This is a genomic window from Paenibacillus sp. JNUCC-31, from assembly GCF_014844075.1.
GTDB lineage: Bacteria > Bacillota > Bacilli > Paenibacillales > Paenibacillaceae > Paenibacillus.
On sequence record NZ_CP062165.1, the window covers coordinates 2,289,320 to 2,315,139 of the forward strand.

A 25,820-nucleotide genomic window follows, 5' to 3' on the forward strand; every position below is an offset into this window, starting at 1 on the left:
AAAATAGATTTGCACAGAGTTGATCTGTCCATGCAAGTCTATTTTTCCGCATCCATATACATATATGTTCACATCCACGAATCAAGTCTTTAAACAAACAAAAGAAGCCCGCTAACCGAATCTTCGAGCACGTCTATTATTACTGCTTATAATTCTCTAGGTTACTTAGTATTTCATTATTATTCGTCTCATAGTCGATAGGCTTAGTCTTCGCTACACTGCCGAACAGTGACATATTAATTTTGTTATATATCAATACCAAATTCTCCGATCTTAACAAAAAGCCTCCTATAGATAGTTAATACTAGTATTTTTATAATACATTTTTTATATTAAATATATAAAGTAAAATAATGGACTGTTACCTTAATAGAAGGACCTTTCCCTCGATGCTGGATTCCGCGGTTGAAACTGCCTGTTTCACATTTTCCAATCCAAACGTCGCCCCAATGTTTGCCATCAATAGCCGCCCTTCCCGAACTAACTCAATCACTTCATTAAATACCTGTTCCCATTGTGCTTGCGAACATCGCTCTACCCAATGCTTTAGCCAAAAGAGTTTAACATTAACTTGCGTTCCTCTAGTGGCTTCATGCCATATCGGAGTGATGCCTGAAAGAAGTCCGACGCTTATTACGGTGCCATGCGGTCTTATACAACTTACGAGTTGCTCTCCATCTGCCCCTCCGATGCAGTCGACGGCCGCATCAGCGCCACGCCCCTCCGTTAATTCTGCAATTCTCTCCTGTAACAACCCTTCCATCGTATTTACAACAGAGAACGCCCCAAGGCGATATAAATCAGCAGTATGGCGACCATTTCTTGTGAACGCAATCATACGAAATCCCAGAATCTTCGATAATTGGGCGAAGATTCGCCCAATCGCGGAACCACCGGCATTGACAATCAAGGTATCGCCGTACGTAAGATGCAGTGTATCCGTACAAATCAGCCAAGCTGTTATCGGGTTAATGTAGATCTGACTTGCCGATTGATCATTAATATCATCAGGCACAATGATCGCATGTCGATCCAAAGTCCTCACCATCTCTTGCCATGTGTTTTCACCTCTCAACGGCAGGACGCGCCGCCCTAACAGTTGATTGGATACTCCCGGCCCTACTGCTTCCACGATCCCCACTCCCTCGAACCCAGGTACAGCGGGCAATGCCGTCCGATGCGGATATGCGCCTCGAACGGGAATGACATCTGAGGGATTAATAGGCCGAGCGCACATCCTCACAACTAATTCACCGGGACCAGGAGGCACTAACTGCTTCTCCTCTATGCACAGCACTTCGCTCGGCTCTCCGAAACGATAATAACGTATAACCTTAGTCTTCATTGTTGCATCTCCTAAAATCATTTTTCTTAGATAGAATATAACATTAGTGCCCCCCATGTTGGGATAAATGAAAGAACCCGACGGGAAAATCCCCGCCAGGCTCAGGTAACTTGCGATGGTTTATATGGAGTAAATAAGCGCCTCATAAGGACGCAAACGAACGGTGCCGTTTCTAACCTCACCCGAGGTTGACCGATCCAGATTGCCAATAACCAAGCGGGCATTCATGGCTCGATCAGCAAATGAAGCAGGCAGACGATAGGACTGCTCCTGGTCCGAATGATTGAGCATGACAAGCCATGTCTCCCCATCCAAACTGCGGCTATATGCATATACATGCTCTTCCCCTGCCGATTGGTCACGATAATCTCCGTAAACCATAACTGCGTGCGATTTACGCAAGGCAATCAGTTGCTGATAATATGCAAATATGGAATCCTGCGCAGCCAAATCCCGCTCCACATTAATCTCTTCATAGTTGGGATTCACCTGCATCCACGGCTGCCCTTCGGTAAACCCGGCGTGCTTGCTGCTGTCCCACTGCATTGGTGTGCGGGAATTATCCCGGCTCAGCGGCTGAAGACTGTGGAGGACTTCATCTGGTGCACGGCCTTTACCGATTTCTTCCTTATATTTGTTCTTCATTGCAATATCGTGATATTCATCAATGGAAGAGAAACGAATACCCGTCATGCCGATCTCCTCTCCCTGGAATACATACGGTGTTCCCGGAAGAGTATGAATCATGGTCGCCAGTTGTTTGGCGGATTCCACACGGTATTGTCCATCATTGCCGTACCTTGAAACCTGTCGGGTGTGATCGTGATTGTTCAGGAACTGGGAGTTCCAACCTTCATGACGGAATGCTTCATACCAGCTCTCCTGAATTTCCTTGTACCGTGCCAGATCCCAAGTAGGCATGTCATCCGCCACCTGGAAATGGAATAACGTATGCAGCTCTTTCCGGTTATCCCCCACATACAGAAGGCCATCCTCTGGTGTGACAAACGGAATTTCTCCTACGGTCATGATGTCATAATGCTGGAGAACCTCCCGGTTCATTTCCTGCAAATATTCATGAATGCCCGGATTATTGCCCAGATAATCAATATGCTCGGGATGCTCCGCATCCGGGAAACCTTCCAGCTTGGCGAGCAGATTAATAACATCCATGCGGAAGCCATCTATGCCCTGATCCAGCCAGAAACGCATCATCCGATAAATCTCCTGACGCAGTTCGGGATGCTCCCAATTCAGATCAGGTTGCTCTTTCGCAAAGGAATGGAAATAATACTCTCCCGTCCGCTCGTCGTAGGTCCAGGTCGTCGGTTCAAAGTAGGAGCGCCAGTTGTTCGGCGGACCGTCCTGTTTACCCGGCTTCCAGATATACCAGTCGCGTTTCGGATGATCGACGGATGAACGCGATTCCTCAAACCATGCATGCTGCTCTGATGTATGATTGACCACCAGATCCATAATAAGCTTCATGCCTCGTTCATGGACCTTGTCCAACAGTTGCTTGAACTGCTCCATCGTCCCGGCCTTGGCCATGATGCGGTAATAATCCGCTATGTCATATCCGTTGTCTTTGTCTGGAGATTCATAAATGGGATTAAGCCAGATGACATCAATGCCCAGACTTTTGATATAGTCGAGCTTGAGTATCAAGCCTTCCAGATCCCCGATGCCGTCTCCGTTCGCATCCAGGAAGCTGCGCCAGTAGACCTGGTATACAACCGCTTCTTTCCACCACGCCTGATTCACGCTGCATCCCTCCTTTTTCCTTCGTGGTTCTGATCCTGTACTGGGATTTGCTTCTGCTTCAATAACTTTCCTTCAGCAAGTTCTCTCTCAGCGTGCTCTCCAGGAACGACAGCGTTAACTGTTTTGTATCCTTCAATACCACGTCTGCTCCTGAACCTTTGAGTACAGCTTCTTCACCAATACCTACGGCGACCATGCCTGCGGATTTGATGGCCTCAATGCCCGCCTGTGCATCCTCGATGCCGATGCAGGCCTTAACGTCAGCACCCACTTCTTCCGCTCCCCGCAGGAACAGATCAGGTGCAGGTTTGCCATGCGGAACGGAATCCGGATGTACCACATAGCTGAACAACGAGTCCAACTCCAGCGCCTTCAGAATTTGAGGCGCATTTTTGCTGGCCGAGGCGATGACCGCAGGAATGCCGGAGGCTTGCAGCTCAAGCAGCAACTCCCGAATTCCGGGATAGGTGTGCTCCGGTGTCAGTGAATCCAGCAACGAGACGTAATGTTCGTTTTTACGCTGTGCGAATTCTTCCTTTTCCTCGGCCGAAAAGGCATCTTCCTTGCCTCCCAGACGTAAAATGCGAGCCAAAGACTCTCCGCGGCTAATGCCCTTTAACTGCTCGTTGAATTCCCGATCAAACGGAATATCCAGCGATTCCCCCAGCTTCTTCCATGCAACATAATGGTACTCCGCTGTGTCAGTAATGACACCATCCAAATCAAAAATAACGGCTTGAAGTGCTCCGTTTCCTTTCATTTACCCGTTCCTCCCCATGTCATTGCTCTAGTTGAGTTCAACTAAAAGATATTTACACTGGTCACTCCGATGACAGAACAACCTTCCGATCGCTGTTATCCCCAGATTTTTTTTGATATCCTTTTCAGAAGGGAAAATCCGGGAATAAAGGCGAACACTGCGTTTCTTCAGGTTATTTCTACCCTCTCCGTTATCGTGTAAATGTTTAGTTGAACATTATAGCTGCCATTCAATTCGTTTCTCGTTGCTTTCCCGTCTCTCGCCCTTCCAGTCCAGAACAATCGTCCAGCCCGATTCGTTGGAAATGCTCGCATATCGAATGCCCTCACGGGATTCAACATGAATATCGAACGTTGCATTGCCTACCATCAGATGCTCCAGACTACACTTCTTGTCAGCCCACGCCTGTGGCAATACAGGTGATATCGTCACCTGGCGCTTGTGTGCTTCCGGTTGAACGCCAAAGAAATGTCGTACCACAGGTACAGCCAGTGCATAGATCGTCCATGCCTGTACTACACAGCCGTAGTCCGGGGACATCTCCGAGAATGAACCCGGCAGTACACGTGAGAAGCTTTTCCCCATCCGGCGCAGCAAATCGAGTGCGTGATCTGGATGCCCGTACGCCGCTTCGGCAACCGCATGTGCTCCCGTAGAGATCGTCATCGTTCCCTGTTGATACATGGCAGCAAGAAACGTACCGTATTCACCAATGAAGTCGCGGTTTCGCATTGCTTCCAGCGCACGCTGTGCCTTGTCCTGATCGGCAATTCCTGCTTCCATCGGAGTGACAATGACCCAGTTTTTGTTTAGCAGCCAACCGCGGTCTGTCAGATTCTCACCTGCATCGGCCAGCAATCCTTCCACGTACTCCCGGTAGTCTGTGATCCCTTGCTTTTCAGCGAGAGAAACCATGTAATCCACTTTGGGCACAATATCGGAAACAGGTGCAACGGCATCCGCATAGAGGCTGTCTTTTTCTGACCAATACACATCATTCACCGCTTGTACCGCTTGCTCAGCCAGCTTTTGATATGTCTGGTGACGCTCTGTTTCACCCAAATAGAGACTCATGTGCTCCAGCGCCTGAAGTGCCTTGGCTGTGTATACAGCACTATCAATCAGCTCCATATTCAATCCGGCAATCTCGATAATGCCGTAACCAGATGGGAACAGGTCTCCGTCCGGGTCCATCTCACCCAGCAGCCAATCGATGCCTTGAACACAGTAGTCATAATGCTCGCGCAGAAGTGCATCGTCTCCGGTCCACAGGAACATTTCCCACACAAAGGCGATATAGTGTGCCGTCTCCTGCGTATTGCCGCGATTAGACACGGCTCCTATCGTGGTCACTTCATGCACAAAACGTCCATTGCCGTTCGCCTCTTTGGATTTCTCCAGCAACAAATTCAGCGTATCTCGCACCAGTTGATGATCTCCCGTAGCAAGAACACCCTGAAGTGCATACGTACTGTCACAGCCGAACCACCATGGATACGTAGGCCCACCTGCTGTCAAACCACGACCGATTCCATCTACTTGCTGCACCAGCCACTGATTATTGCGCTTCACCCAAGCGAATTGCTCGTTCAGCTCATCTTCGCCTTCAATGGTAAGCACCGAACGCTGATCCAGCTTGTCATAGAACTGCTGCTTCTGCTCTTTCAAACGAAGGTGATCACGTTCGATGACTGCATAAGTCTGCTCACAAGCTTCACGGGACGACTCCGAACCGGCAACAAATAACCGGAAGCGGAACACATCCTTCTCCTCCAGCGTGCAATCTGTTACAAAAGAAATCCCTGTGCCCTTGCCTGCCGTCAGTTCCGGTCCGTAAATCTCAGGCCCAACCGTCATTTCCGTTCCAGGCAGGTCACTTCCAATCATGGCATACCAGTCTTGGGCATCATCTTTGACGATGACCTTGCGCGAAGACATAGCTTCTGCCGTTTCACCTACGCCCGGGATAATTCCAATCTCATCGGAATACCACACCGGACGGAGATCGGTACGTGACAGCAGCTCCAGCTTGAGCCGGGTTGTTCCTTTCCCGTAAGCGCTGATTTCGTATTCTACGATCATGCCCTTCTCATAATCGGGGGCAAACTGGCTGCGTTTGATGGATACCGGAATGTGGCTCAACCCATGATCATAATCGAACCGACTTCCTCCCCAAGACTCACTGGTGAATTCGTCTGCCCTTGCCCATACGGCAATGTTGCGATCCAGATCGGTTACCTTCAGCCAAAAACCGTCCAGCAGCTTGATTGGATGCAGCCATACTCCGCCCATTTCGTTAGCCATATGATGTCCGAAATCGGGAAAGTATCCGTCCTGGGTACCGCAAATTTTTACATATTCACCTGCGTTATAATACAAATTAAATGGATGTCTGCTTGTTAATGTGGCCATGGATGTCCTCCTCTGCGGTTTGGCTCAACGCTCAATCTCTTCTGTTAATATGGACCCTAGACCCTTAGCCCTTGATTGCAGAAGAGATGGAAATGCCTTCAATAAAGTATTTTTGTGCAACAAAGAATACAATGAGTGGTGGAAGCATAATCAGCATTGTTGCAGCCATTAACATGTTCCATTCCACGTTATACAACCCTTTGAACATGGACAACCCGAGAGCCAGCGTATACTTTTCACTGGAGTTCAAATAAATGAGCGGTCCCTGGAAGTCATTCCATACGCCCATAAAGGTAAAGATAGAAACAGCAATCAGCGGCGGCATGGACAGCGGCAGCATGATTCTCATGAAAATCTGCATTTTGTTTGCTCCGTCGACGAAAGCGGACTCATCGAGATCACGCGGTATACCCCGCATGAACTGACGAATCAGGAAGATGTTAAACGCTCCACCCCCGAAAAATGCAGGGATAATGAGTGGTAAAAATGTATCAACCCAGCCGATTTCCTTGAACATGATGAACATCGGGATCATCGTTACCTGTGAAGGCAGCATCATCGTCGCCAGCAGAACCAGGAACAGTGTGCGTTTGCCGCGGAAGTTAAACCGGGCGAAACCATACGCACATAGGGCAGACGAGAATACGGTACCGACTAATACCGGAATCAGAATAATCAGCGTATTTTTCAAAAATGTAAAAAACGGGATGGCCAGAACGGCATTTTTATAGTTGGACCACATCCATACAGCCGGGAAAAAATCATCTTTGAACACCTCGGCAGGTGTTTTAAGAGACGTTGCAAACGTCCATAACAGCGGGATCAGCACGACGGCCGCACCAGCAATAAGAATGAGCATAGAAAATAGTTTCGAGTATACCGGTTTCCGTGTCGTTGCTTGATTCATCATTTGTCCTCCTCTCAATCCTTTTCGTTATCGCCCTGGTAATAGACCCACATCGAAGAACTGCGGATGACCAGCAACGTAAACGCCAGAATGATGATGAACAATACCCAGGAGAGTGCCGAAGCATAACCCATTTCAAAATCGGTAAAAGCTTTATTGTACAGATACAAATTATAGAACAGGGTCGAATTAAGCGGTCCCCCGTTGGTCATGACAAACGCTTGTGTAAAATACTGGAATCCGCCGATGATACCCATAATCACGTTGAAGAACACTGTCGGGGAAATCATAGGCAATGTGATGTTGAAAAACCGTTGAAACGGTCCCGCGCCATCCAGATTGGCAGCTTCATACAGCTCTTCGGGAACACCCTGCAAGCCAGACAAATAAATGATGATTGTGTTTCCGACGCCCCACAAGCCCATGACAATCAGTGCACCCAGCGCATAGCTCGGGTCTTGAAGCCAGGCTGGCCCCTGCACGCCGAATAAGGCAAGCGCCCGGTTCAGAATGCCGTATTCCGGATTGAAAATCATAATCCACATCATCGACGCTGCTACAGCTGGAATGATGGATGGCATGAAATAGATCAATCGGAAAAATTTCATCCCTTTATTCCGCATATTCAGCAGCAAGGCAATCAGCAGTGATGCCACTTGATAGAGCGGTACAGATACCAGAGCGAAAATAAAGGTAACTTTCAACGATTGATAGAACAGCTCATCATGAAACATCGTTTTGAAGTTATCCAAACCGACCCATTCGATCGATTTTACGCCGGTAATAATATCCCATTTGCTAAAAGCCAGCAGCAAGGAAAACAACATTGGACCAATGGTAAAGAGCAACAAGCCTATAAGCCAGGGCAATATGAACCAATACCCGGCACGCTCGGATTTAGAATTACGCATAGCAGCCTCCTTGATGAAGAGGGTGAATCAGCATGGCCGCCGACTCACCCGCATGGTTTTTACTTGATTTTGCTGTCAACGTTCTTCGCAGCTTCATCCAGAGCGCCTTTGACATCCTGTTTGCCAAGCAGCACTTTTTCCAGCGCCTTGGTGAATTCTTCAACAAACACAGGTCCGTTTGTAGAACGCAAGGTTACCGGTTTTTTAGCATAATCCATCATTTCGATGACCGGTTTGTCTGCTACTTCTTTGGCTTTGACTTCGTCCAGTTCTTTCACAGTCGCTGGCAATACTTTACCGTTCGCAGAGCGAAGCTTCTGTGCATCTGTACCCGAGAGCCATTTTACCAGTTCGTAAGCTGCTTCTTTATTTTTACCGGCTGCGTTGATCGCCCAACCCGCACTTGCGATAATGCTTGAACGAGTACCGTCCGTATTTTGTGGAATCAGTGCAGAACCATATTGAACATCGGATTTGTCGAGATCACCTTTGATCCAACGACCGGTAATCATCATAGCGAGCTTGTCTGTCATGAACATCGATGAATCTCCGCCAAGCGTTTCGGAATCCAGTGGCGTTGGGGATACACGGCTATCTCCTTGAGACCAAGAGACGTATTTATCCATTGCCGCGATTGTTTTTTCACTGTTCATGTAGCCTTCTGCAGCGGTTCCATCCTCATTCGCGATGTCTGTACCGTAATCCCACAGGTACGTATAGATCGGATATTCCCATTTACCTGCGTTGAATCCGAATTGAGTATATTTATTGCCATCTTTTTTAGTCAGTTTTTGTGCAGTTGCAATCATGTCATCCCAAGTCCATTCATCTGTTGGATAAGGGATTCCAGCTTCATCAAACATGCGTTTGTTGTACCACAGCGCAAGTGGGTTGAAATCTTTAGGCAGGTAGTATTGTTTGCCTTCGATTTTCATATTTTCAATGAGATCCTTTTGGAAAATATCCAGATTAAACGAAGTGTCTTTGCTCAAATAATCGTCAAGTGGCTCAATTACACCTTTATCCACGTATTTGTAGTAGTCGCCTTCACCAACCAGGAATACGTCTGGTGCCTGTCCTGCTGCCAGGGAAGTAGTGAGTTTTGTGCCATACCCTTCACTTGGAATAGGCTCAAACTTCACTTCGATATCCGGGTGTGCAGCATTGAACTCTTCCGCAAGCTTCACTTCATCCGCACCGGAGTTGACATCTCCCCATACGGAGAAGGTGAGTTTTACTTTTTCTCCTTTTCCACCTTCTGCACTGTTGCTTCCACCTGAAGAACACGCGGATAATACGAATACCAAAATCAGCATCATGACCAAACTTGCGGACCCTTTTTTCATTTGAATGACCTCCCACATGGATTTATATTAAACCAAGGTTTGAAACCGTTTGCTGAAAGTAACTTGCTGACCGGACAGAAGGAGAGAAATTTCTTCCTCTGCATCACTCTCGATTAGAATGCCCTCTGGCGTGATTGTGATATGCAGCAGCTGATTATGCCAATAGAGCGGGAATTTCAGTCTGCTCCAGGACTCCGGTAGCTTCGGATCGAGATGAAGCTGGCCATCCAACATGCGAACTCCGGCAAATCCCATCACAACACATTCCCATATCCCACCCAGAGAAGCGGAATGGATGCCTGCATCCGAAGAGTGCATATGTGGCCCCAGATCAATCTCGGACGCCCGGCGGAACAGATCATATGCGAGCGGACGATTACCGAAGTCACTGGCAAGGATACTGTGCGTCGACAGGGACAATGAGGAATCATGCAATGTTTTTTCCTCATAGTAATCGTAGTTGGCACGTTTGATAGCGGGTTCGAATTTATTCTCAAGCAGGAAGAACAGCATCATGATGTCAGCCTGCTTCGAAATTTGCATTTCACCAACTTGATCCAGGTTGTAGTCATTGAAGATGCTGGCGACTTTCGTCTGATTTTTGTAAGGGGTAAGATCAATGACTTTCTTCTGCAAGTAGGTATCATCCTGTGGAATAAGTCCCTGTTCATTGGGCCCTGGCAGATACATCTGATCCAGCTTGTTCCACGCTTCCCGAGCGGAGGTCAGGTCAAGCTTCCCAGACAATGCCTTGAGCAACTCAGGTTTTTCCTGCTGAAGCTTTTCATAATATTGAATGGCCAGTTCCATATTGAAGTGAGCCATATGATTGGTGAATGCATTATTGTCTACATGTTCCTTATACTCATCCGGTCCAACAACCTCATTAATGTGATAACGGCCCTTGGCCTCATCCCACTCCAGACGGCTTGCCCAGAACGTTGCTGTATCAAAAATAATCTCGTAGCCATATTGATCCATGAACGCTTCATCGCCTGTCGATTGCACATAATGCCAAACGGCATAAGCGATGTCGGAGGTAATGTGCTGTTCAATAAAGCCCGACCAGATCTTCGTCTGTTCTCCGGTTACGATATCTACATCTCCCCATACCGGTGTAACTTCGCCATCTTCGATCCAGGCAGCTTCCCACGGATACATGGCTCCTTCGAATCCGTTCTCCTTGGCCTTGCTTCTAGCTCCATCCAACCCCTGATATCGATATTCCAGCAAGGATCTTGCGATTTGGGGATTGCTGTAGATGAAGAATGGAAGGATGAAGATTTCCGTATCCCAAAAGGAATGTCCCTTGTACCCTTCGCCACTTAATCCTTTTGCTCCGATTCCCATGCGATTATCATGAGCAGGTGTCATAATGACGAGATGATAAATGGCGAAACGGATGGCAAGCTGGTCATATCCGCTTGTGCTGTCCACTTCAATGTTGTACGTGGACCAAGTATTCGCCCAAGCGTTAGCGCTTTCACGAAATAGCTGGTCATACCCTTTTTGCGACTCTTGCTTCAGCTCTGTCAGCGCCGATTCACGCATTTTCTCCAGCGAATACTCACTGTTGTTGTAAACGAGATCGCGGCTGGTATGCACATTCGAGATTTTTTCCAGAGTTACCGATTGTCCGGCTTCCACGGTTACTGTGCCTTCGATGCCTACCTTGCGGCGCCCCATCGTTTGACGCAATTCCGGCTCAACCTTTGCACCATTCAGCTGCCAGTTGTGCACCGTATTGGTTACAAAATCAACAGCCGATTGTGTCGTCGTTGACGTCATTTGAATATAAGTCTTTTCAAATATGCGTTTTTCGCCTTCCGTGAAATGCTGCGCACCCGAGTTCGTCCATTGTCCATTAATACCGGATGCAATGTGAACACGTGCCTGACCATCCAGTGGCTTGATGGTCACGGATGAACCAACCAGATGGCGGTTGCTCAAGGAAACAAAGCGACGGAATTGAAGTTCAAAGCTTTCCCCTGTCGGGCTTTGCCATACCACATTACGAGTCAACTCACCGTTCTTGAGATTCAGTTGACGACTGTAACTGATCGTTCTTCCTTTTTCCAAATTGAACGTAACACCATTAAGCGTGATCGCCAGTTCAGTTACATCCGCAGCATTGGGAAGCTCGGTTACCTCATGCTCGTCAAATTTGTTAAAGGTCCCCGCCACGAACCAGTTTCGTACTTGTCCCACATAACTCTCATCTGTGGCGGAACGCAGCCCCATGTATCCGTTACCAAGAGAAAGAACCGCTTCGCCCTTTCCTTGATGAGCGGGATCAAACCCGGTTTCTGTGACCACCCAGTTGTTCCATTCCCCTATCCCCGCATCGTATTTCAGCAATTTGTATTCCCCCTATATCTATCTTTTGATGTATCCGAAACGTTTTGGATTAAAATGAAAATAATAACCGAAACGTTTCGGATTATAAAAAACATTCCGGTGCTTGTTTGTTTCATGTAAATCATTTTAAGAGCCCGTTTGAATCCTTCTGCGCATTGTAAACTAACGGCGCGGCTTAGCTGTTGAGGATCTCATAACCAATTCATTTTTCAAAATATTAAATTTGGGACTATCCTCCGATTTCAACATGCCCATCAGCAGATTTGCAGCTTCATTACCCAGTTGGTACATGTTCTGTCCGATGGTGGTAAGTGGTGGCTGGAAATAAGCGGCGGTTGGAATATCGTCGAAGCCCACAACAGACAATTCATCCGGTATGGCGATCCCCAATTCTTTCGCGGCCTTCATTACACCCAGAGCCATCATGTCGCTTGCACAGAAAAATGCAGTAATTTCCGGGTGAGCCTTCAATACTTCAGTAGCTTGTTGCTGTGCTTCCTCTTCCGTGAAGTTCCCGTTAACAACCCATTCGGTTTTCAAACTTAACCCGGCGTTGCTCATTGCATCGGAATATCCCTCATATCGCTCTTTGGAAACAAAAGCTTCCGGATATCCATTCACCATGGCAATCTGTCGATGACCCAAACCAATCAGATGCTCTACCGCCATCTGTGCACTTTCCTTGTGATTTGTTGACACAAAGCCTACGTACTGACTATGAATCGGGATATCAATTAGTACACAGGGGATGTCACTGTCCAACACTTCCTGCAAATAGGGATCATCCGTTTTCACACCTTGAAGAATGACACCATCCACTTTTCGCTCCCTGCATAGCTGGGTGTACGTTTTCATCTTTTGCTTCGCCGTATTCGTGCTGAACAAAATCAGATCATAATCCGAGTTGGCAGCGCTATCATTAATACCGCATAGCACTTCGAATACAAAGTTATTATCGATGTTCTTATACGTCATGCCTGATACGAGCAATCCCAGCGTTTTGGTTTCCTTCATGACCAGTCCTCTGGCCAGCCCGTTTGGACTGTAGCTCAAGGTTTCGGCGGCTTCTTTAATCAGCTTGCGTGTACTCTCGCTGACGTCCGAATATCCGTTCAGGGCTCTGGATACGGTCGTAATCGAAAATCCCGTCATTTGTGATATGTCTTTAATTGTAGCCAATTGCTTTCCTCCAAAACGTTTCGGATTACTTATATTCCTGAGTATACGGATTCATGAAAAAAAATCAAGACTTTTTTCGACATGATTTTTATGATTTATATGGAGCATCATACGGCAATATTTGGTTTCAATATGTATACTCTATATTTTATGATAAAAAAACTCCCGACCTTTATAAGCCAAGGTCGGGAGTTTTTCACTCTAAAATTAATGTGCAACTGCATTGTTCAACATGATCCAGATTGAACCAATCACGATGGTCAGCATCATCAACAGACCAAAAATCAGAGCCATTACATTCCAGCGTGGCTTCTCCGTTTCACGGATATGCATGAAGAAGAAGAGTTGAACCACAAACTGAAATGCTGCTGTTACCAAGACAACAGCTACTGTTCCTGTTCTGCCCATCATGTCATTCAGAACCACCACAAGTGGGATGATTGTGAGGACGACGGACAGAATGAAGCCGATGACATAGGACTTGAGTGAACCATGCTGCTCATGGCCATGGGATTCATGTGAGTTATGTTCTGCCATCTACATCACCCCCATCAGATAGACGATCGACAGAAGGAAAATCCAGACGACGTCCAAGAAGTGCCAATACAAGCTGATTACGTTGATTTTACCTCGAGTTACATCGGTAATTCCACGTTTTTTCAGTTGGAGCATCAAACCGATCATCCAGATCAAACCGAGCGATACGTGAAGTCCGTGAGTACCCACAAGGGTGAAGAATGCGCCGGAAGCAGCACTCGTCGTATAACTGAATCCTTCGTGAATCAATTCAATAAACTCCGTTACTTCCAGGGCGATAAAGCCCGCACCCAAAACAGCTGTAACTGCCAGCCAGCTGATTAATTGCTTCACCTTGCCCTGATTCATGGCAAGAACCGCAAGTCCACTTGTAAATGAACTTGTCAGCAAGATAAATGTCTCGGCAATAACGCCAGGCATTTTGATTAACTCAGACAATACGGGTCCGCCCGCCGTATTGTCACGCAACACAATAAAGGTTGCGAACAATACAGAGAACAGGATAACGTCGGAAATCAGGAAGAACCAGAATCCGAGTACTTTCAATTCTTGTGGATCATGGTGGCCATGATCATGACCATGTGCATGATTCTCACCGTGCTTAGCGGCTGCTTGAGCCATTATACCGACCCCCTTAACGACGCTTCGGTACGCTTAATTTCGTCGACCGGAATGTAATAATCCGTATCGTATGAGAATGAACGGGCGATCATGCAGATCCCTACGCCGGCGAGTCCAAGAATCGCCATCCATAGCCATCCGAATACAAAGCCGAAACCAGCGATAAACCAGAAGATCGACATAACGAACGGAATCGCGGAATTTTTAGGCATATGAATCGGCTCAAGCGGCTGTTCTGGTGGATAAATGCCTTTGGCACGACGTTCTTTCTCTTCCCACCACTCATCAACATCATCTCCGCGCGGTGTAATGGCGAAGTTGTATTCAGGAGCTGGTGAAGGAATCGACCACTCGAGCGTACGTCCATCCCATGGATCAGCCGAAGCTTTGAGTGATTTGTATTTACGAATACCGTCTGCGATTTGTGCAACCTGGAACAAGAATCCGACACCCATCAGGAATGCCCCGATTGTGGATACGAAGTTCAGCTCCCACCAGCCGGTATCCCAGCCGTAAGTGCTCAGACGACGCGTCATCCCCATCAAACCGACAGCGTACTGCGGCATGAAGCAGACATAGAAACCAATATTCCAAGTCCAGAATGCCCATTTGCCCAGTTTCTCTTCGAGTTGGAAACCGAACATTTTAGGCCACCAATAGTACAGACCTGCGAAGTATCCAAATACTACGCCACCGATCAATACTTGGTGGAAGTGGGCAATCAGGAAGTAACTGTTGTGGAACTGGAAGTCAGCAGGAGCTACGGACAACATAACCCCTGTCATCCCCCCGACAATAAAGCACGGGATAAAGGCTAACGTCCACATCATCGGGGTCGCCATTCGTATCCTTCCCCGATACATCGTAAACAGCCAGTTAAAGATTTTAACCCCTGTTGGAATAGCAATCAACATCGTGGTTATGGCAAAGAATGCATTAACGTCCGCTCCCGAACCCATCGTGAAGAAGTGATGCGCCCATGTAAAGAAGGACAGGAAGCTAATGATCAGCATCGCAAATACCATCGATTTGTAACCAAACAACTTTTTCCTCGAGAAGGTACTTACAATCTCGGAGAACACACCGAATGCCGGCAAGACTACAATGTATACCTCAGGGTGACCCCACATCCAGATCAAGTTGATATACATCATCGGATTACCGCCCAGATCAAGCGTGAAGAAATGCGCCCCGGCAAACCTGTCGAGGAAGAGCAGTGCAAGTGTCACGGTCAAGATTGGGAATGCAAACAGAATGATAATACAAGTGGAGAATACCGACCATGTAAACATCGGCATTTTCATCCATTTCATGCCTGGCGCACGCATTTTAATGATGGTAACCAGGAAGTTGATACCGGTAGCCAGGGAACCGATACCCGAAATCTGAATACCCCATATATAGAAGTTCTGTCCTACCCCCGGGCTATGCGATAGCTCCGATAAAGGCGGATAACTGAGCCAGCCTGCGTCCGGTGAACCACCGATAACGAAGGACAGGTTAAACAGCATTGCTCCCAGGAAAAACAACCAGAAGCTTAGCGCATTCAGGAACGGGAACGCAACGTCCCTTGCTCCTATTTGAAGCGGTACAATAACGTTAAACAAACCGAACATAAATGGCATCGCCATGAATAGGATCATGATTGTACCATGAGTCGTAAAGACCTGATTATAATGCTCGGGATGTAAGAAATCCATGTTTGGCATAGCTAGCTGAAGACGCATCATCAGTGCATCCACACCACCACGGAACAGCATGATGATGGAAGCAATGATATACATAATACCGATCTTTTTATGATCGACGGTAGTTAACCAGTTACGCCAGAGCCAGCCCCATTTTTTGAAATAAGTCAGCACCGCTACGATGGTAATCATCGTAATTCCGATCGCCACGTCCGCACCATAAATTAGCGGATCACCGGTTACGAAAAATTCAGATGCAAACTCCTTAAGTCTCTCTAACATTGGGGGCCTCCTTTCAAATCTTTAGTTAGCACTCTTGTCCACGTCCTGTGTAGTACTTTCTTTGGCGCCTGAAGCTTCATCCGCGCTTCCGCCATGCTTGCTGTGAGCACCTTGACCATCAATCACGTACTTGGTCACGATATCCTGGAACAAACCTTCTGGGAAAGATGAATAATAAGCAACATTGCTCGTTCCCGGTTCTGCCAGCGTGTTGTACGTCTCTTGTGTCAACGGCTGGGATTGCTGTTTCACATCATTCACCCATTTATCGAAGTCTTCCTCCGATGTAGCATTCACATCAAAACGCATTTGGGCGAAGTGTTCCCCGGTAAAGTTAGCACCTGAACCCCAATATTGACCTTCATGATCAGCTTGCAAGTACAAGGTCATCGCCATACCCGACATTGTATAAATTTGTCCACCTAGCTGTGGGATCCAGAACGAGTTCATCGGTGAATCCGCGGTGAGCTCAAATTTTACGGGCCGGTCTGCCGGGATATTCAACGTGTTGACCGTTGCAATACCTTGCTCCGGATACATAAACAGCCATTTCCAGTCCAGTGAAGATACTTGAATGGTCACCGGTGCTTTCTCAGAAGCCAGTGGTTTCGAAGGTTCCAGATCATAGGTGTAGCGAATGGTTACAATCGCAAGCAAACCAATAATAATAATCGGAACAGTCCACCAAATAGCCTCCGCTTTGGTGCTGTGAGCCCAGTTAGGCTCATATGCAGCTTTATTGTCCGGTTTGTCGCGGTAACGCCATACAATTACAGCAGACAAAATCAATACAGGCACAATAACAACTGCACAAAGAATTGTCGAAATGACAATCAAATCTCTCTGCGAAGAGCCAATGGGCCCCTTCGGATCCAGAACAACGTACTGTCCGCCTGCCAGCATTGGCCAGACAATCAATGCAATTGTAACCAACGTCAGGACAACCGGAATGATTATCCGAATTAGCGACCTAGGTTTCTTGTTCATCTTGATCCCCTCTCCTTAAATTCGCTCATACTGAAAAAACAGTATACTACTCTCTTCCTTCTAAAGATATCAGAAATGAGCAAGTTTTTTGTTCTTGTTAACAAATTTGTCGATTTTGCATCTCAAATGTGTGAATTTTTTCTCACAAATCGCTCGCACACTTGATATTTCCTCATTGTAATCTTTACACTTCAAGTCACAAAATAAAACCCTTTGCAGTCCCGTTGAACAGTATCAACGAATCCGCAAAGGGCTTTATTGACTGGATTCCGGGAGCTCATCCAGTCTTATTATAGACGAATTATCGCAAGATTATTTAATCGGCGCCTTCGTCTTCCCGGCGTGTATGAACAAGTCCAATCGATTTGGCAATGACATAAATAAATACACTGCCGACCAAAAATCCAATACCCACCATTAAGCCGAGGTTGCGATCATTAAAATCATTCAGATTGATCAGGCACATGACTACTCCCGTAATCAGGGCAATCCAGGCCAGAACTGTCATCGTTAACACTGCGCGCCGCATATTTTTGTCTTTGCGCTCCAATTGGCTTACCATTGCTGTCTTCGATGCCATAGTAAACACTTCCTTTTCCCTTTTTGTAAGTGCTTTCCTTATACCAATATACCACATCAGTATGATTTTTAGTCAACAAATGTTCAAATTTATTTCGCAATTTGGACACTTTATTTGTATTTTAACTGTTGACAAGAACCTGATTGTTTCTTCCTTACTTCTTATAACCCAAAAATGGCTTCTTCATAACAAGAATCAGTCGATCCTTATGAAACCCTTCATGAACATGTGTGTCGCACCTTAAATAAATAAAACAAAAAAAGACGGCGTATCGGATTTCCCGAAACAACCGTCTCCTTCAACACAACATGGAGAATATAGCCTAATTACGTGTTTCCAGCCAATTATTTCTGATGACACTCTGATACCAGTAGAAGCTTTCCTTTGGTGTTCTTACGAGCGAACGATAGTCCACATGTACCAGACCAAAGCGCATACGGTATCCTTCCGCCCACTCAAAGTTGTCCATCAGCGACCAAGCCATGTACCCTTTCAAGTTAATCCCATCATTGATAATTCGATGGATCTGGGCCAAATGCTGCTCATAATATGCAATCCGGCGATCATCATTGATTTTGCCGTTTTCCAAATCATCGTTAATGCACGCGCCGTTCTCTGTAATATAGACATCCACATTTCCATACTTTTGCAAGTAATGCATGAACTCATACAAGCCGCGTGACTCGACTGGCCAGCCGATATCCGTCTTGGTCAGCCCCATGTCCACTTCTTCTGATTGCAAAACCCCAGCTTCCGGGTTGAAACGATTGATGCCCATCGTGTAATAGTTAATGCCCAGCAGGTCAATAGGTTGCGAAATGATCTCCATATCGCCTTCCTGAATGGGCACGGTAGCCCCCGCTTCCGCAAACCAGTCCACCAGAAATTGCGGATATGAACCTTTATAGATCGGATCAAGGAACCAATCCGTATTGAGTGCAATAGAACGGTCGCAGGCAGCCTGATCCTCTGGAAATTTGCTGTAAGGCTCAGCCCAGCATACGTTTGGCGCTATTCCGATCTGTCCTGTTGTTCCCAGGCGACGGAAGGATTGTACTGCTTTTCCGTGCGCAACAAGCAGCCCATGTGCGACATTGATTGATGTTTGCAAATCTTTGTTTCCTGGGGCATGAATACCAAGCAGGTTGGACAAGAATGCAATACACCATGGTTCATTGAAAGTCAGCCAGAAATTAATTTTGCCGGAGAATTCCTTGAAGATTACCTCTGCATATTTCACAAAGGCATCCACTGTTCTGCGATTCCCCCAGCCTCCGATGTCTTCAAGTGTCTGTGGCAGATCCCAGTGATACAATGTACAAAATGGTTCAATCCCTGCTTCGAGCAGCTTATCGACGAATCGATGATAAAAATCCAATCCCTCGCGATTGATCTCTCCGTCTCCATCCGGGATAATACGCGGCCATGCAACGGAGAACCGGTAGGTATTGATCCCAAGCTTTTTCATCAGCTTGATGTCTTCCTCATAGCGGTGGTAGCTATCACAAGCCACATCACCATTGTCTCCATTAAATACTTTACCAGGCGTACGGGCAAACGTATCCCAGATGGATACCCCGCGTCCCCCTTCTTTTGCTGCGCCTTCTATTTGATAAGAAGCTGTTGCTGTTCCCCAGCGGAAATCTTGTGGAAATTGAAAAATGGTCATGGGTTTCTCCTCCGTCTCATGATGACACGCGGATTGTCTGTCCTGCGGTCATCGTTAAAATCACTACATAATCATCCTGAGGTGTTAGCTGTGCTGTGGCCTGCTCGTTTCCTTCCACTCGCAATGGATATGCACTGCGAATGATCACGGGGCCACTCAGATCAGCCTTAATCTCTGCACTTGCCAGTCTGCCTTCCGTCCATTGGATGGCCACTGTGTATGCCCCTCGCGCACGCAGCCCCTCCACACTACCGTGAGCCCATTGTTCAGGCAGCGTCGGCAGCAGATGTATCTCTCCCAAATGGCTTTGTAACAGCATCTCGGCAATGCCCGCAGTACCTCCAAAGTTGCCATCGATCTGAAATGGTGGATGGTCATCGAACAGATTGGGATGGGTGGATCGGGCCAGCAGCGTGCGTACAAACTGATGTGCCAGGTTGCTATCCAGCAATCTCGCATACAGATTGATTAGCCAGGCACAGCTCCATCCCGTATGCCCGCCGCCTTGTGAGATCCGACGTTCGAGTGACACACGTGCAGCTTCCGTCAATTCAGGCGTATGTAACCGGTTGATCTGTTCTCCCGGATAAAGACCATACAGATGGGAGACGTGGCGATGCCCGGGTTCGGACTCGGCAAAATCCTTAAACCATTCCTGCAATTGCCCCTCACTTCCGATTCGGAATGGATACAGCTTGCTCCTTGCTTCACTCCACTCATTCGCCAATTCCTGATCCACATTCAGCAGTTTGGTTGCATCAATGCATCGATCGAACAATTCACGAATCAATGTCATATCCATCGTTGAAGCCATGGAAATGCTGCGAGCCTCACCTTCTTCGGTAAGGAACTTGTTCTCTGGAGAGGTCGATGGAGCTGTAACCAGATATCCGTCCGGCCCCTCCACCAGCCAGTCCAGACAGAAGAGTGCTGCTTCCTTCATGATTGGATACGCACGTTCAGCGAGGAATTGCCGATCATGGGTAAACAGATAGTGCTCCCATAGATGTGAAGTCAGCCACACACCTCCCATCGGCCAAAACGCCCAGCTTGCGTCTCCGCCTGTAGGCGTGGATGTTCTCCAGATATCCACATTATGATGAGCTGTCCAACCGCGCGCTCCGTACAAAATGCGTGCCGTTCTTCTCCCCGTATGGCTTAAATCCTCCAACAAGCCAAACAGCGGTTCATGGCATTCACTCAGATTGCATACTTCTGCCGGCCAGTAATTCATCTCGGTATTAATGTTGATCGTGTAATCACTGTGCCATGGCGGCTCCACCTGATGGTTCCAGATTCCCTGCAGATTGGCAGGTTGGCTTCCCGGCCGTGAACTGCCCATTAACAGATATCTGCCATATTGAAAATAAAGGGCCTCCAAGCCGGGATCATTCGCTCCCGTCTGATAAGCGATTAGCCGTTCGTCGGTAGGCAATTCTGCATTGGCCGATGAGCCGAGATCAATGGTAACGCGTGAGAATAAGGCAGCATGGTCTTTCACATGTCGTTCACGAAGTACTTCCGGGCCATGAGTTATGGCTTTTGTGATCACATCGCTGCATTCTTCTTCCAACAACGCACCCTCTTTCACGGGCATCACATCATAACTTTCAAAGGAAGTCACTGCTGCCAAATAAAAAGTAACCTGATCCGCTCCCTGAACCTGGAGTTTCCCATCTATAACCGATATCTTGGCCTGCTTGCCTTTGGTAGTCGCTGCCAATCGCACAGCATAAGACGTTCCCCGATCTTCTTCATAGATGACAGACTCCGGATGATCTCTGAAATAATTCGATTCAACATGACTCGGACAGCGACTGAACAGTGTAAGTGCATCGCCCGATGTCTGAACGCGATAAGGATGTGGACTGTCCAACGTAACGCTGACGTCTACAGCACCCTCCCGATCAGCAGTAATCGTACAGACCATCAGATCATCCGGTGCGCTGGCATAAACTTCACGCACATAACGAGTCCCTTCATATGAATATTTCGTTGTTGTAATTCCCGTGTTGAGATTAAGCTCCCGCTCGAATTCATCATATGAGATCTTATCCAGTCCAGCGTGCTGCAACTTTAAGTGGCCCATTGGCTGATAAGCTTCCACATCACGGCCCAGCATTTCGCGGTTCAGTAATTCTTCCGCTTCGCTGTATTGCCCAGCCATAATTAATTCTCGAGTCTGCTTCAGGTGACGCTGGCTGCTGTACTGAATGGTGTCACGTGGAAAGCCGGACCACAATGTATCCTCATTAAGCTGGATTTGTTCATCCGCTGCTCCGCCGTACACCATGCCGCCAAGGCGACCATTCCCAATCGGCAGCGCTTCTTCCCATCGGGTTGCCGGTTGGCGATACCACAGGCGATTTTCTTTTGTTGTTTTATTGAATGGGGACATGGATAAACTCCTATTCGTAGATTTATAATTAAAAAAAATAAAACGTTTTCGGTTACTAAAAAAATAAGATATATTGCGATTTTTATAGGACTTATGCTCTTTCCCATTCATACTTAATGCATGTTCAACTGAAAGTGCTTACAGTAAGAAAATTATATTGGATTTCGAAATATGCGTCAATGTTAAACATCACATGGTCAACAAAAAAGACCCTGTCTCAGGGCCTTTTTCTGTAAATCCGCCTATTTACTTAAACTTGCGTTATTTTACGTCTTTACCTGTCCACAGGGACACACGATCCTTAACCCAAACCGTGTACTGTTTCTCCATTTCCACCGCACCCGCATTGTCCAGCTCCGTCAGGAAAGCATCATATACTTTATCGAAGTCTTCCGGTTTGGACAAAACTGCTTCAGGGATACGTTTACGTACAATATCCTGTGTTTTTCGGAACGTTACCTCATAATCGGTACCTGAAGGTACTGGCATGTTGTATGCTGCGCCCCAGTCTTTCAACTGCAAATCATCTTCAGATGGATAGAATTCTTTCCATGTTGTAATGCCATATGCTTTCAACGTCTCTTTCTCTGCAGCAGTATAGCCAGCTTGGATCTGCTCAGGGAAGTTCGTTGTGTAGTAGTTATCTGTGGAATCTTTCACGCCATCACCGTATCTCGCACTGAACACGTTGTACATTCCAATTCCTGTTTCCTTGGTGAAGTTAGAATTGTCATTGGTTTTGCGATCTTGAATATCTTGAGGGATCACCCGTTGACCATTCTCTACGTTGTAGTGTTGGCCTTCAATGCCCCAGTTTCTTAATACCTGGCCTTCGTCTGAAGCGAGCCAGTCCATGAATTTGATAATGCGAACCGGATCTTTGGCAGAAGTTGTGATTCCGATTCCATATCCGTCAAATCCGGTTGGCTGGAACGTATGGTCCACGATATCCTTGTTCAGGGATACAGAGAAGTGAGCATATGTGCTGTCATCTTTGCCAGCTGATTTGAGTGCATTTTCTGCTTCTTGATAATTCCATTCCTGGTCAATCAGACCGAGCACACGGCCACTTGCGATTTTGGACTTATATTGGTCATCCTTTTGGACAAATGTATCCTTGTCCAGCAGTCCTTCATTGTACATTTTGTTCAACCAACGGAAGTATTCCTTCTCCTCTGGACGTTTGTAGTGAAGCATCGCTTCATACGTTTCAGGATTGATATAATATTCTCCATCATCCGGAGCTCCCGTAGCTTGGAAGGCCGGGTTTGTTACCGTAATCATAATTTTCCAATCATCGGCATTCAGCGTCAATGGAATGGTCGGCTGACCGTCAATCGTCGGGTGCTTTTTCACATACTCTTTCAATACATTCTCGTAATCCTCAAGCGTTTTCACTTCAGGGTAACCGAGCTCTTTCAATACCTTTTGCTGAATTTCGAATCCACCTGTTGCGTCAAACGCTACATTATCTACACCCATATTGGTTGGGATGGTATAAATGGCCTGATCTTCCGAACTGTATTTCAGTCGGTTCATCTGGTCCCCATATATTTTTTTCAGGTTTGGAGCATGCTCCTCAATCAGATCCGTCAGGTCAAGCATCGCGCCTGCATCTACAAGTTTTGACAAGTTACCTTTAGGGAAAACGATATCAGGAAAATCACCGCTGGCAGCCATAAGCGCAATCTTTTGGTCGCCACCATTGTTAACATCGTACTCAGCCTCAATTGTAACGCCTGTTTTCTTGGTAATCTCTTTACCGACTGCATCCTGCATCTTGTTCCAGGTTGGACTTGCATCCGCACCAAAGAATGTGATGGTAACCGGTTCGGTTCCACTGGATTCCGAGGTTTCTTTACTTCCTGAATTTCCGCAGCCAGCTGTAACCAGCATTGCACTTGCGAGCATTAACATTGCAAACGTCTTAGGTGTATTGCCTTTCATTTTGCCTCTCATTGTCTAGTCCCCCTATTATTTATGAAGGTTTTATCTGTATAACAGGCTTTAAGCCTGAGGATACCGCTGCAAGACGCATTTCTGTATGCGCTTACCGAAAATAAATTTGTACACTTTTTAATCAAAACCTAACTCACAACAACTTTCTTCCAACATCCGTAAAACGTTTTCGGAAACTTGTTTAAAACGCTTACTGAAAGTGCTTACATCATAGATTATATGCCATTCGACTTCTTTCGTCAACAACAAAAAAGGCCCCTTTTGAAGGACCTTTCTTGCAATGAAAATGATCATATATTATGCGTTATTTTCACTATTATTTCACGTCTTTACCTGTCCACAGAGCTACACGTTCTTTAATCCAAATGGTATATTGTTTCTCCATGTCTACCGCACCTGCTTTGTCCAGTTCAGCCAAGAGATTATCATAAACTTTGTCGAAGTCGGCAGGTTTGGCCAGAATGGCTTCAGGAATCCGTTTACGGACAATATCCTGTGTTTTCTGGAAGGTTACGTTGTAATCCGTATCCGAAGGTACTGGCATGTTATAAGCGGCGCCCCAATCTTTCAGCTTCAAATCCTCTTCAGAAGGATAGAAATCTTTCCATGTTGTAATACCATATGCTTTCAACGTTTCCTTCTCAGCAGCAGTATACCCTGCCTGGATCTGTTCTGGGAAGTTCGTTGTATAGTAGTTACCCGTAGGATCTTTTACCCCATCCCCATATCTTGCGCTGAAAATGTTGTACATCCCGATACCTGTTTCTTTGGTGAACGCCGAGTTGTCATTGACTTTGCGGTCCTGCACATCTGCAGGAATGACACGTTTGCCATTTTCAACGTTGTAGTGTTTACCTTCGATTCCCCAGTTTCTCAACACCTGGCCTTCATCTGAAGCAAGCCAATCCATAAATTTGATAATGCGTACAGGGTCTTTCGCCGTTGTGGAAATACCGATGCCATATCCGTCAAATCCGGTTGGCTGGAACGTGTGGTCCACGATGTCTTTGTTCAGGGATACAGAGAAGTGAGCGTACGTATTCTCCCCATTGTTCACAGATTTCAAAGCGTTCTCAGCTTCGCCATAGTTCCATTCCTGGTCAATCAGACCCAGTACGCGACCACTCGCAATTTTGGATTTGTATTGATCATCCTTCTGTACAAAGGCATCTTTATCGAGAATTCCTTCATTGTACATTTTGTTCAACCAGCGGAAGTATTCCTTCTCCTCTGGACGTTTGTAGTGAAGCATCGCTTCATAGGTTTCAGGGTTAATGTAATATTCCCCGTCATCCGGTCCACCCGTTGCCTGGAAAGCTGGATTCGTTACCGTAATCATAATCTTCCAGTCATCGGCATTCAGCGTCAACGGGATCGTTGGCTGACCATCAATGGTTGGATGCTTCTTATAATATTCTTTCAGAACTTTCTCGTAATCCTCCAACGTCTTCACTTCGGGGTATCCGAGCTCCTTCAATACCTTCTGCTGGATTTCGAATCCGCCTGTTGCATCAAACGCCACATTATCTACACCCATGTTGGTCGGGATCGTGTAAATGGATTGATCTTCCAGACTATATTTCAGGCGATTCATCTGGTTCCCATAGATTTTCTTCAAATTGGGTGCATGTTTCTCAATCAGATCGGTCAGGTCAAGCATTGCGCCTGCATCCACAAGCTTAGACAAGTTACCTTTAGGATAGATGATATCAGGGTAATCACCGCTGGCAGCCATCAAAGGTATCTTCTGGTCGCCACCATTATTCACATCATACTCGGCCTCAATTGTAACACCTGTTTGTTTGGTAATCTCCTGGCCGACTGCGTCCTTCATGTTGTTCCAGTTTGGACTTGCGTCAGCACCAAAGAACGTAAAGGTAATTGGACTGGTGGTATCCCCTGTGTCCGTTGGTGTCTCTGAAGCCGTAGTTCCTCCGCCACCGCTGCACCCCGCTGTAATAGCAAGAGCGCTGGCTAACAGAAGCATGGCGAATGTTTTTGGTGTTTTGCCCTTCATGTGTAATCCCCCTTATGGATAAAATGAAGCTATCTATTGTAGAACAGGCTGACCTGCACATACCGTAGTCGAATGATTCCGATTGTAAAATGTTTGATTT

At 46.7% G+C, this 25,820-nt stretch carries 18 protein-coding genes; all 18 read right to left on the bottom strand.

Going from position 1 to position 25,820, the window contains the following annotated elements:
• Positions 1 to 361 precede the first annotated feature (361 nt).
• Positions 362 to 1,345 carry a zinc-dependent alcohol dehydrogenase family protein gene (locus JNUCC31_RS09965; RefSeq protein WP_192270838.1) on the bottom strand — a complete coding sequence of 328 codons (984 nt, stop codon included), beginning with the start codon at positions 1,343 to 1,345 and terminating at the stop codon, positions 362 to 364.
• A gap of 120 nt (positions 1,346 to 1,465) precedes the next feature.
• Positions 1,466 to 3,109 (bottom strand): glycoside hydrolase family 13 protein, encoded by a 1,644-nt coding sequence (locus JNUCC31_RS09970; RefSeq protein WP_192270840.1) that lies wholly within the window; start codon positions 3,107 to 3,109, stop codon positions 1,466 to 1,468.
• A gap of 58 nt (positions 3,110 to 3,167) precedes the next feature.
• Positions 3,168 to 3,869, bottom strand: a complete 702-nt coding sequence (pgmB, locus tag JNUCC31_RS09975) for a beta-phosphoglucomutase (protein ID WP_192270842.1) — start codon at positions 3,867 to 3,869, stop codon at positions 3,168 to 3,170.
• Positions 3,870 to 4,085: 216 nt separating this feature from the next.
• Positions 4,086 to 6,281: an alpha-L-rhamnosidase-related protein gene (locus JNUCC31_RS09980; protein WP_192270844.1), complete on the bottom strand. Its 2,196-nt coding sequence runs from the start codon at positions 6,279 to 6,281 to the stop codon at positions 4,086 to 4,088.
• A gap of 64 nt (positions 6,282 to 6,345) precedes the next feature.
• Complete coding sequence (locus tag JNUCC31_RS09985; RefSeq protein WP_179265769.1) at positions 6,346 to 7,188, bottom strand: carbohydrate ABC transporter permease; 843 nt, start codon at positions 7,186 to 7,188, stop codon at positions 6,346 to 6,348.
• Between the two features lie 14 nt (positions 7,189 to 7,202).
• On the bottom strand, positions 7,203 to 8,099 hold the full coding sequence (locus tag JNUCC31_RS09990) for a carbohydrate ABC transporter permease (RefSeq protein WP_179262973.1): 897 nt from the start codon (positions 8,097 to 8,099) through the stop codon (positions 7,203 to 7,205).
• Positions 8,100 to 8,158: 59 nt separating this feature from the next.
• Positions 8,159 to 9,445: an ABC transporter substrate-binding protein gene (locus JNUCC31_RS09995; RefSeq protein ID WP_192270846.1), complete on the bottom strand. Its 1,287-nt coding sequence runs from the start codon at positions 9,443 to 9,445 to the stop codon at positions 8,159 to 8,161.
• 27 nt (positions 9,446 to 9,472) lie between these two features.
• Complete coding sequence (locus JNUCC31_RS10000) at positions 9,473 to 11,803, bottom strand: glycoside hydrolase family 65 protein (RefSeq protein ID WP_192270848.1); 2,331 nt, start codon at positions 11,801 to 11,803, stop codon at positions 9,473 to 9,475.
• A gap of 162 nt (positions 11,804 to 11,965) precedes the next feature.
• Positions 11,966 to 12,982, bottom strand: coding sequence for a LacI family DNA-binding transcriptional regulator (locus tag JNUCC31_RS10005; protein ID WP_192270850.1), 1,017 nt, complete (start codon positions 12,980 to 12,982; stop codon positions 11,966 to 11,968).
• A gap of 207 nt (positions 12,983 to 13,189) precedes the next feature.
• Positions 13,190 to 13,519, bottom strand: a complete 330-nt coding sequence (cyoD, locus tag JNUCC31_RS10010; protein ID WP_192270852.1) for a cytochrome o ubiquinol oxidase subunit IV — start codon at positions 13,517 to 13,519, stop codon at positions 13,190 to 13,192.
• Positions 13,520 to 14,140, bottom strand: coding sequence for a cytochrome o ubiquinol oxidase subunit III (gene cyoC, locus JNUCC31_RS10015; RefSeq protein ID WP_192270854.1), 621 nt, complete (start codon positions 14,138 to 14,140; stop codon positions 13,520 to 13,522).
• Complete coding sequence (locus JNUCC31_RS10020) at positions 14,140 to 16,110, bottom strand: cbb3-type cytochrome c oxidase subunit I (RefSeq protein WP_192270856.1); 1,971 nt, start codon at positions 16,108 to 16,110, stop codon at positions 14,140 to 14,142. The genes cyoC and JNUCC31_RS10020 overlap by 1 nt, the downstream gene beginning before the upstream one ends.
• 21 nt (positions 16,111 to 16,131) lie before the next feature.
• Positions 16,132 to 17,097: a ubiquinol oxidase subunit II gene (cyoA, locus tag JNUCC31_RS10025; protein ID WP_192270858.1), complete on the bottom strand. Its 966-nt coding sequence runs from the start codon at positions 17,095 to 17,097 to the stop codon at positions 16,132 to 16,134.
• Positions 17,098 to 17,413: 316 nt separating this feature from the next.
• Complete coding sequence (locus JNUCC31_RS10030) at positions 17,414 to 17,677, bottom strand: hypothetical protein (RefSeq protein ID WP_024631414.1); 264 nt, start codon at positions 17,675 to 17,677, stop codon at positions 17,414 to 17,416.
• A gap of 322 nt (positions 17,678 to 17,999) precedes the next feature.
• Entirely contained in the window at positions 18,000 to 19,346 is a 1,347-nt protein-coding gene (locus JNUCC31_RS10035; protein ID WP_192270861.1) for a GH1 family beta-glucosidase, read from the bottom strand.
• Positions 19,347 to 19,362: 16 nt separating this feature from the next.
• Positions 19,363 to 21,744: a glycoside hydrolase family 95 protein gene (locus tag JNUCC31_RS10040; protein WP_192270863.1), complete on the bottom strand. Its 2,382-nt coding sequence runs from the start codon at positions 21,742 to 21,744 to the stop codon at positions 19,363 to 19,365.
• A gap of 261 nt (positions 21,745 to 22,005) precedes the next feature.
• A complete protein-coding gene (locus JNUCC31_RS10045; protein ID WP_416234391.1) occupies positions 22,006 to 23,703 on the bottom strand; it encodes an ABC transporter substrate-binding protein in 1,698 nt (565 codons plus the stop codon).
• 316 nt (positions 23,704 to 24,019) lie between these two features.
• Positions 24,020 to 25,720 (bottom strand): ABC transporter substrate-binding protein, encoded by a 1,701-nt coding sequence (locus tag JNUCC31_RS10050; protein WP_192270865.1) that lies wholly within the window; start codon positions 25,718 to 25,720, stop codon positions 24,020 to 24,022.
• Positions 25,721 to 25,820 lie beyond the last annotated feature (100 nt).

Excerpts from the sequence above, each read along its gene's own strand:
- JNUCC31_RS09965 (WP_192270838.1), bottom strand. The coding sequence starts at position 1,345 with ATGAAGACTAAGGTTATACGTTATTATCGTTTCGGAGAGCCGAGCGAA.
- pgmB (WP_192270842.1), bottom strand. The coding sequence starts at position 3,869 with ATGAAAGGAAACGGAGCACTTCAAGCCGTTATTTTTGATTTGGATGGT.
- JNUCC31_RS09980 (WP_192270844.1), bottom strand. The coding sequence starts at position 6,281 with ATGGCCACATTAACAAGCAGACATCCATTTAATTTGTATTATAACGCA.
- JNUCC31_RS09985 (WP_179265769.1), bottom strand. The coding sequence starts at position 7,188 with ATGAATCAAGCAACGACACGGAAACCGGTATACTCGAAACTATTTTCT.
- JNUCC31_RS09990 (WP_179262973.1), bottom strand. The coding sequence starts at position 8,099 with ATGCGTAATTCTAAATCCGAGCGTGCCGGGTATTGGTTCATATTGCCC.
- JNUCC31_RS09995 (WP_192270846.1), bottom strand. The coding sequence starts at position 9,445 with ATGAAAAAAGGGTCCGCAAGTTTGGTCATGATGCTGATTTTGGTATTC.
- cyoD (WP_192270852.1), bottom strand. The coding sequence starts at position 13,519 with ATGGCAGAACATAACTCACATGAATCCCATGGCCATGAGCAGCATGGT.
- cyoC (WP_192270854.1), bottom strand. The coding sequence starts at position 14,140 with ATGGCTCAAGCAGCCGCTAAGCACGGTGAGAATCATGCACATGGTCAT.
- JNUCC31_RS10020 (WP_192270856.1), bottom strand. The coding sequence starts at position 16,110 with ATGTTAGAGAGACTTAAGGAGTTTGCATCTGAATTTTTCGTAACCGGT.
- cyoA (WP_192270858.1), bottom strand. The coding sequence starts at position 17,097 with ATGAACAAGAAACCTAGGTCGCTAATTCGGATAATCATTCCGGTTGTC.
- JNUCC31_RS10030 (WP_024631414.1), bottom strand. The coding sequence starts at position 17,677 with ATGGCATCGAAGACAGCAATGGTAAGCCAATTGGAGCGCAAAGACAAA.
- JNUCC31_RS10035 (WP_192270861.1), bottom strand. The coding sequence starts at position 19,346 with ATGACCATTTTTCAATTTCCACAAGATTTCCGCTGGGGAACAGCAACA.
- JNUCC31_RS10040 (WP_192270863.1), bottom strand. The coding sequence starts at position 21,744 with ATGTCCCCATTCAATAAAACAACAAAAGAAAATCGCCTGTGGTATCGC.
- JNUCC31_RS10045 (WP_416234391.1), bottom strand. The coding sequence starts at position 23,703 with ATGAGAGGCAAAATGAAAGGCAATACACCTAAGACGTTTGCAATGTTA.
- JNUCC31_RS10050 (WP_192270865.1), bottom strand. The coding sequence starts at position 25,720 with ATGAAGGGCAAAACACCAAAAACATTCGCCATGCTTCTGTTAGCCAGC.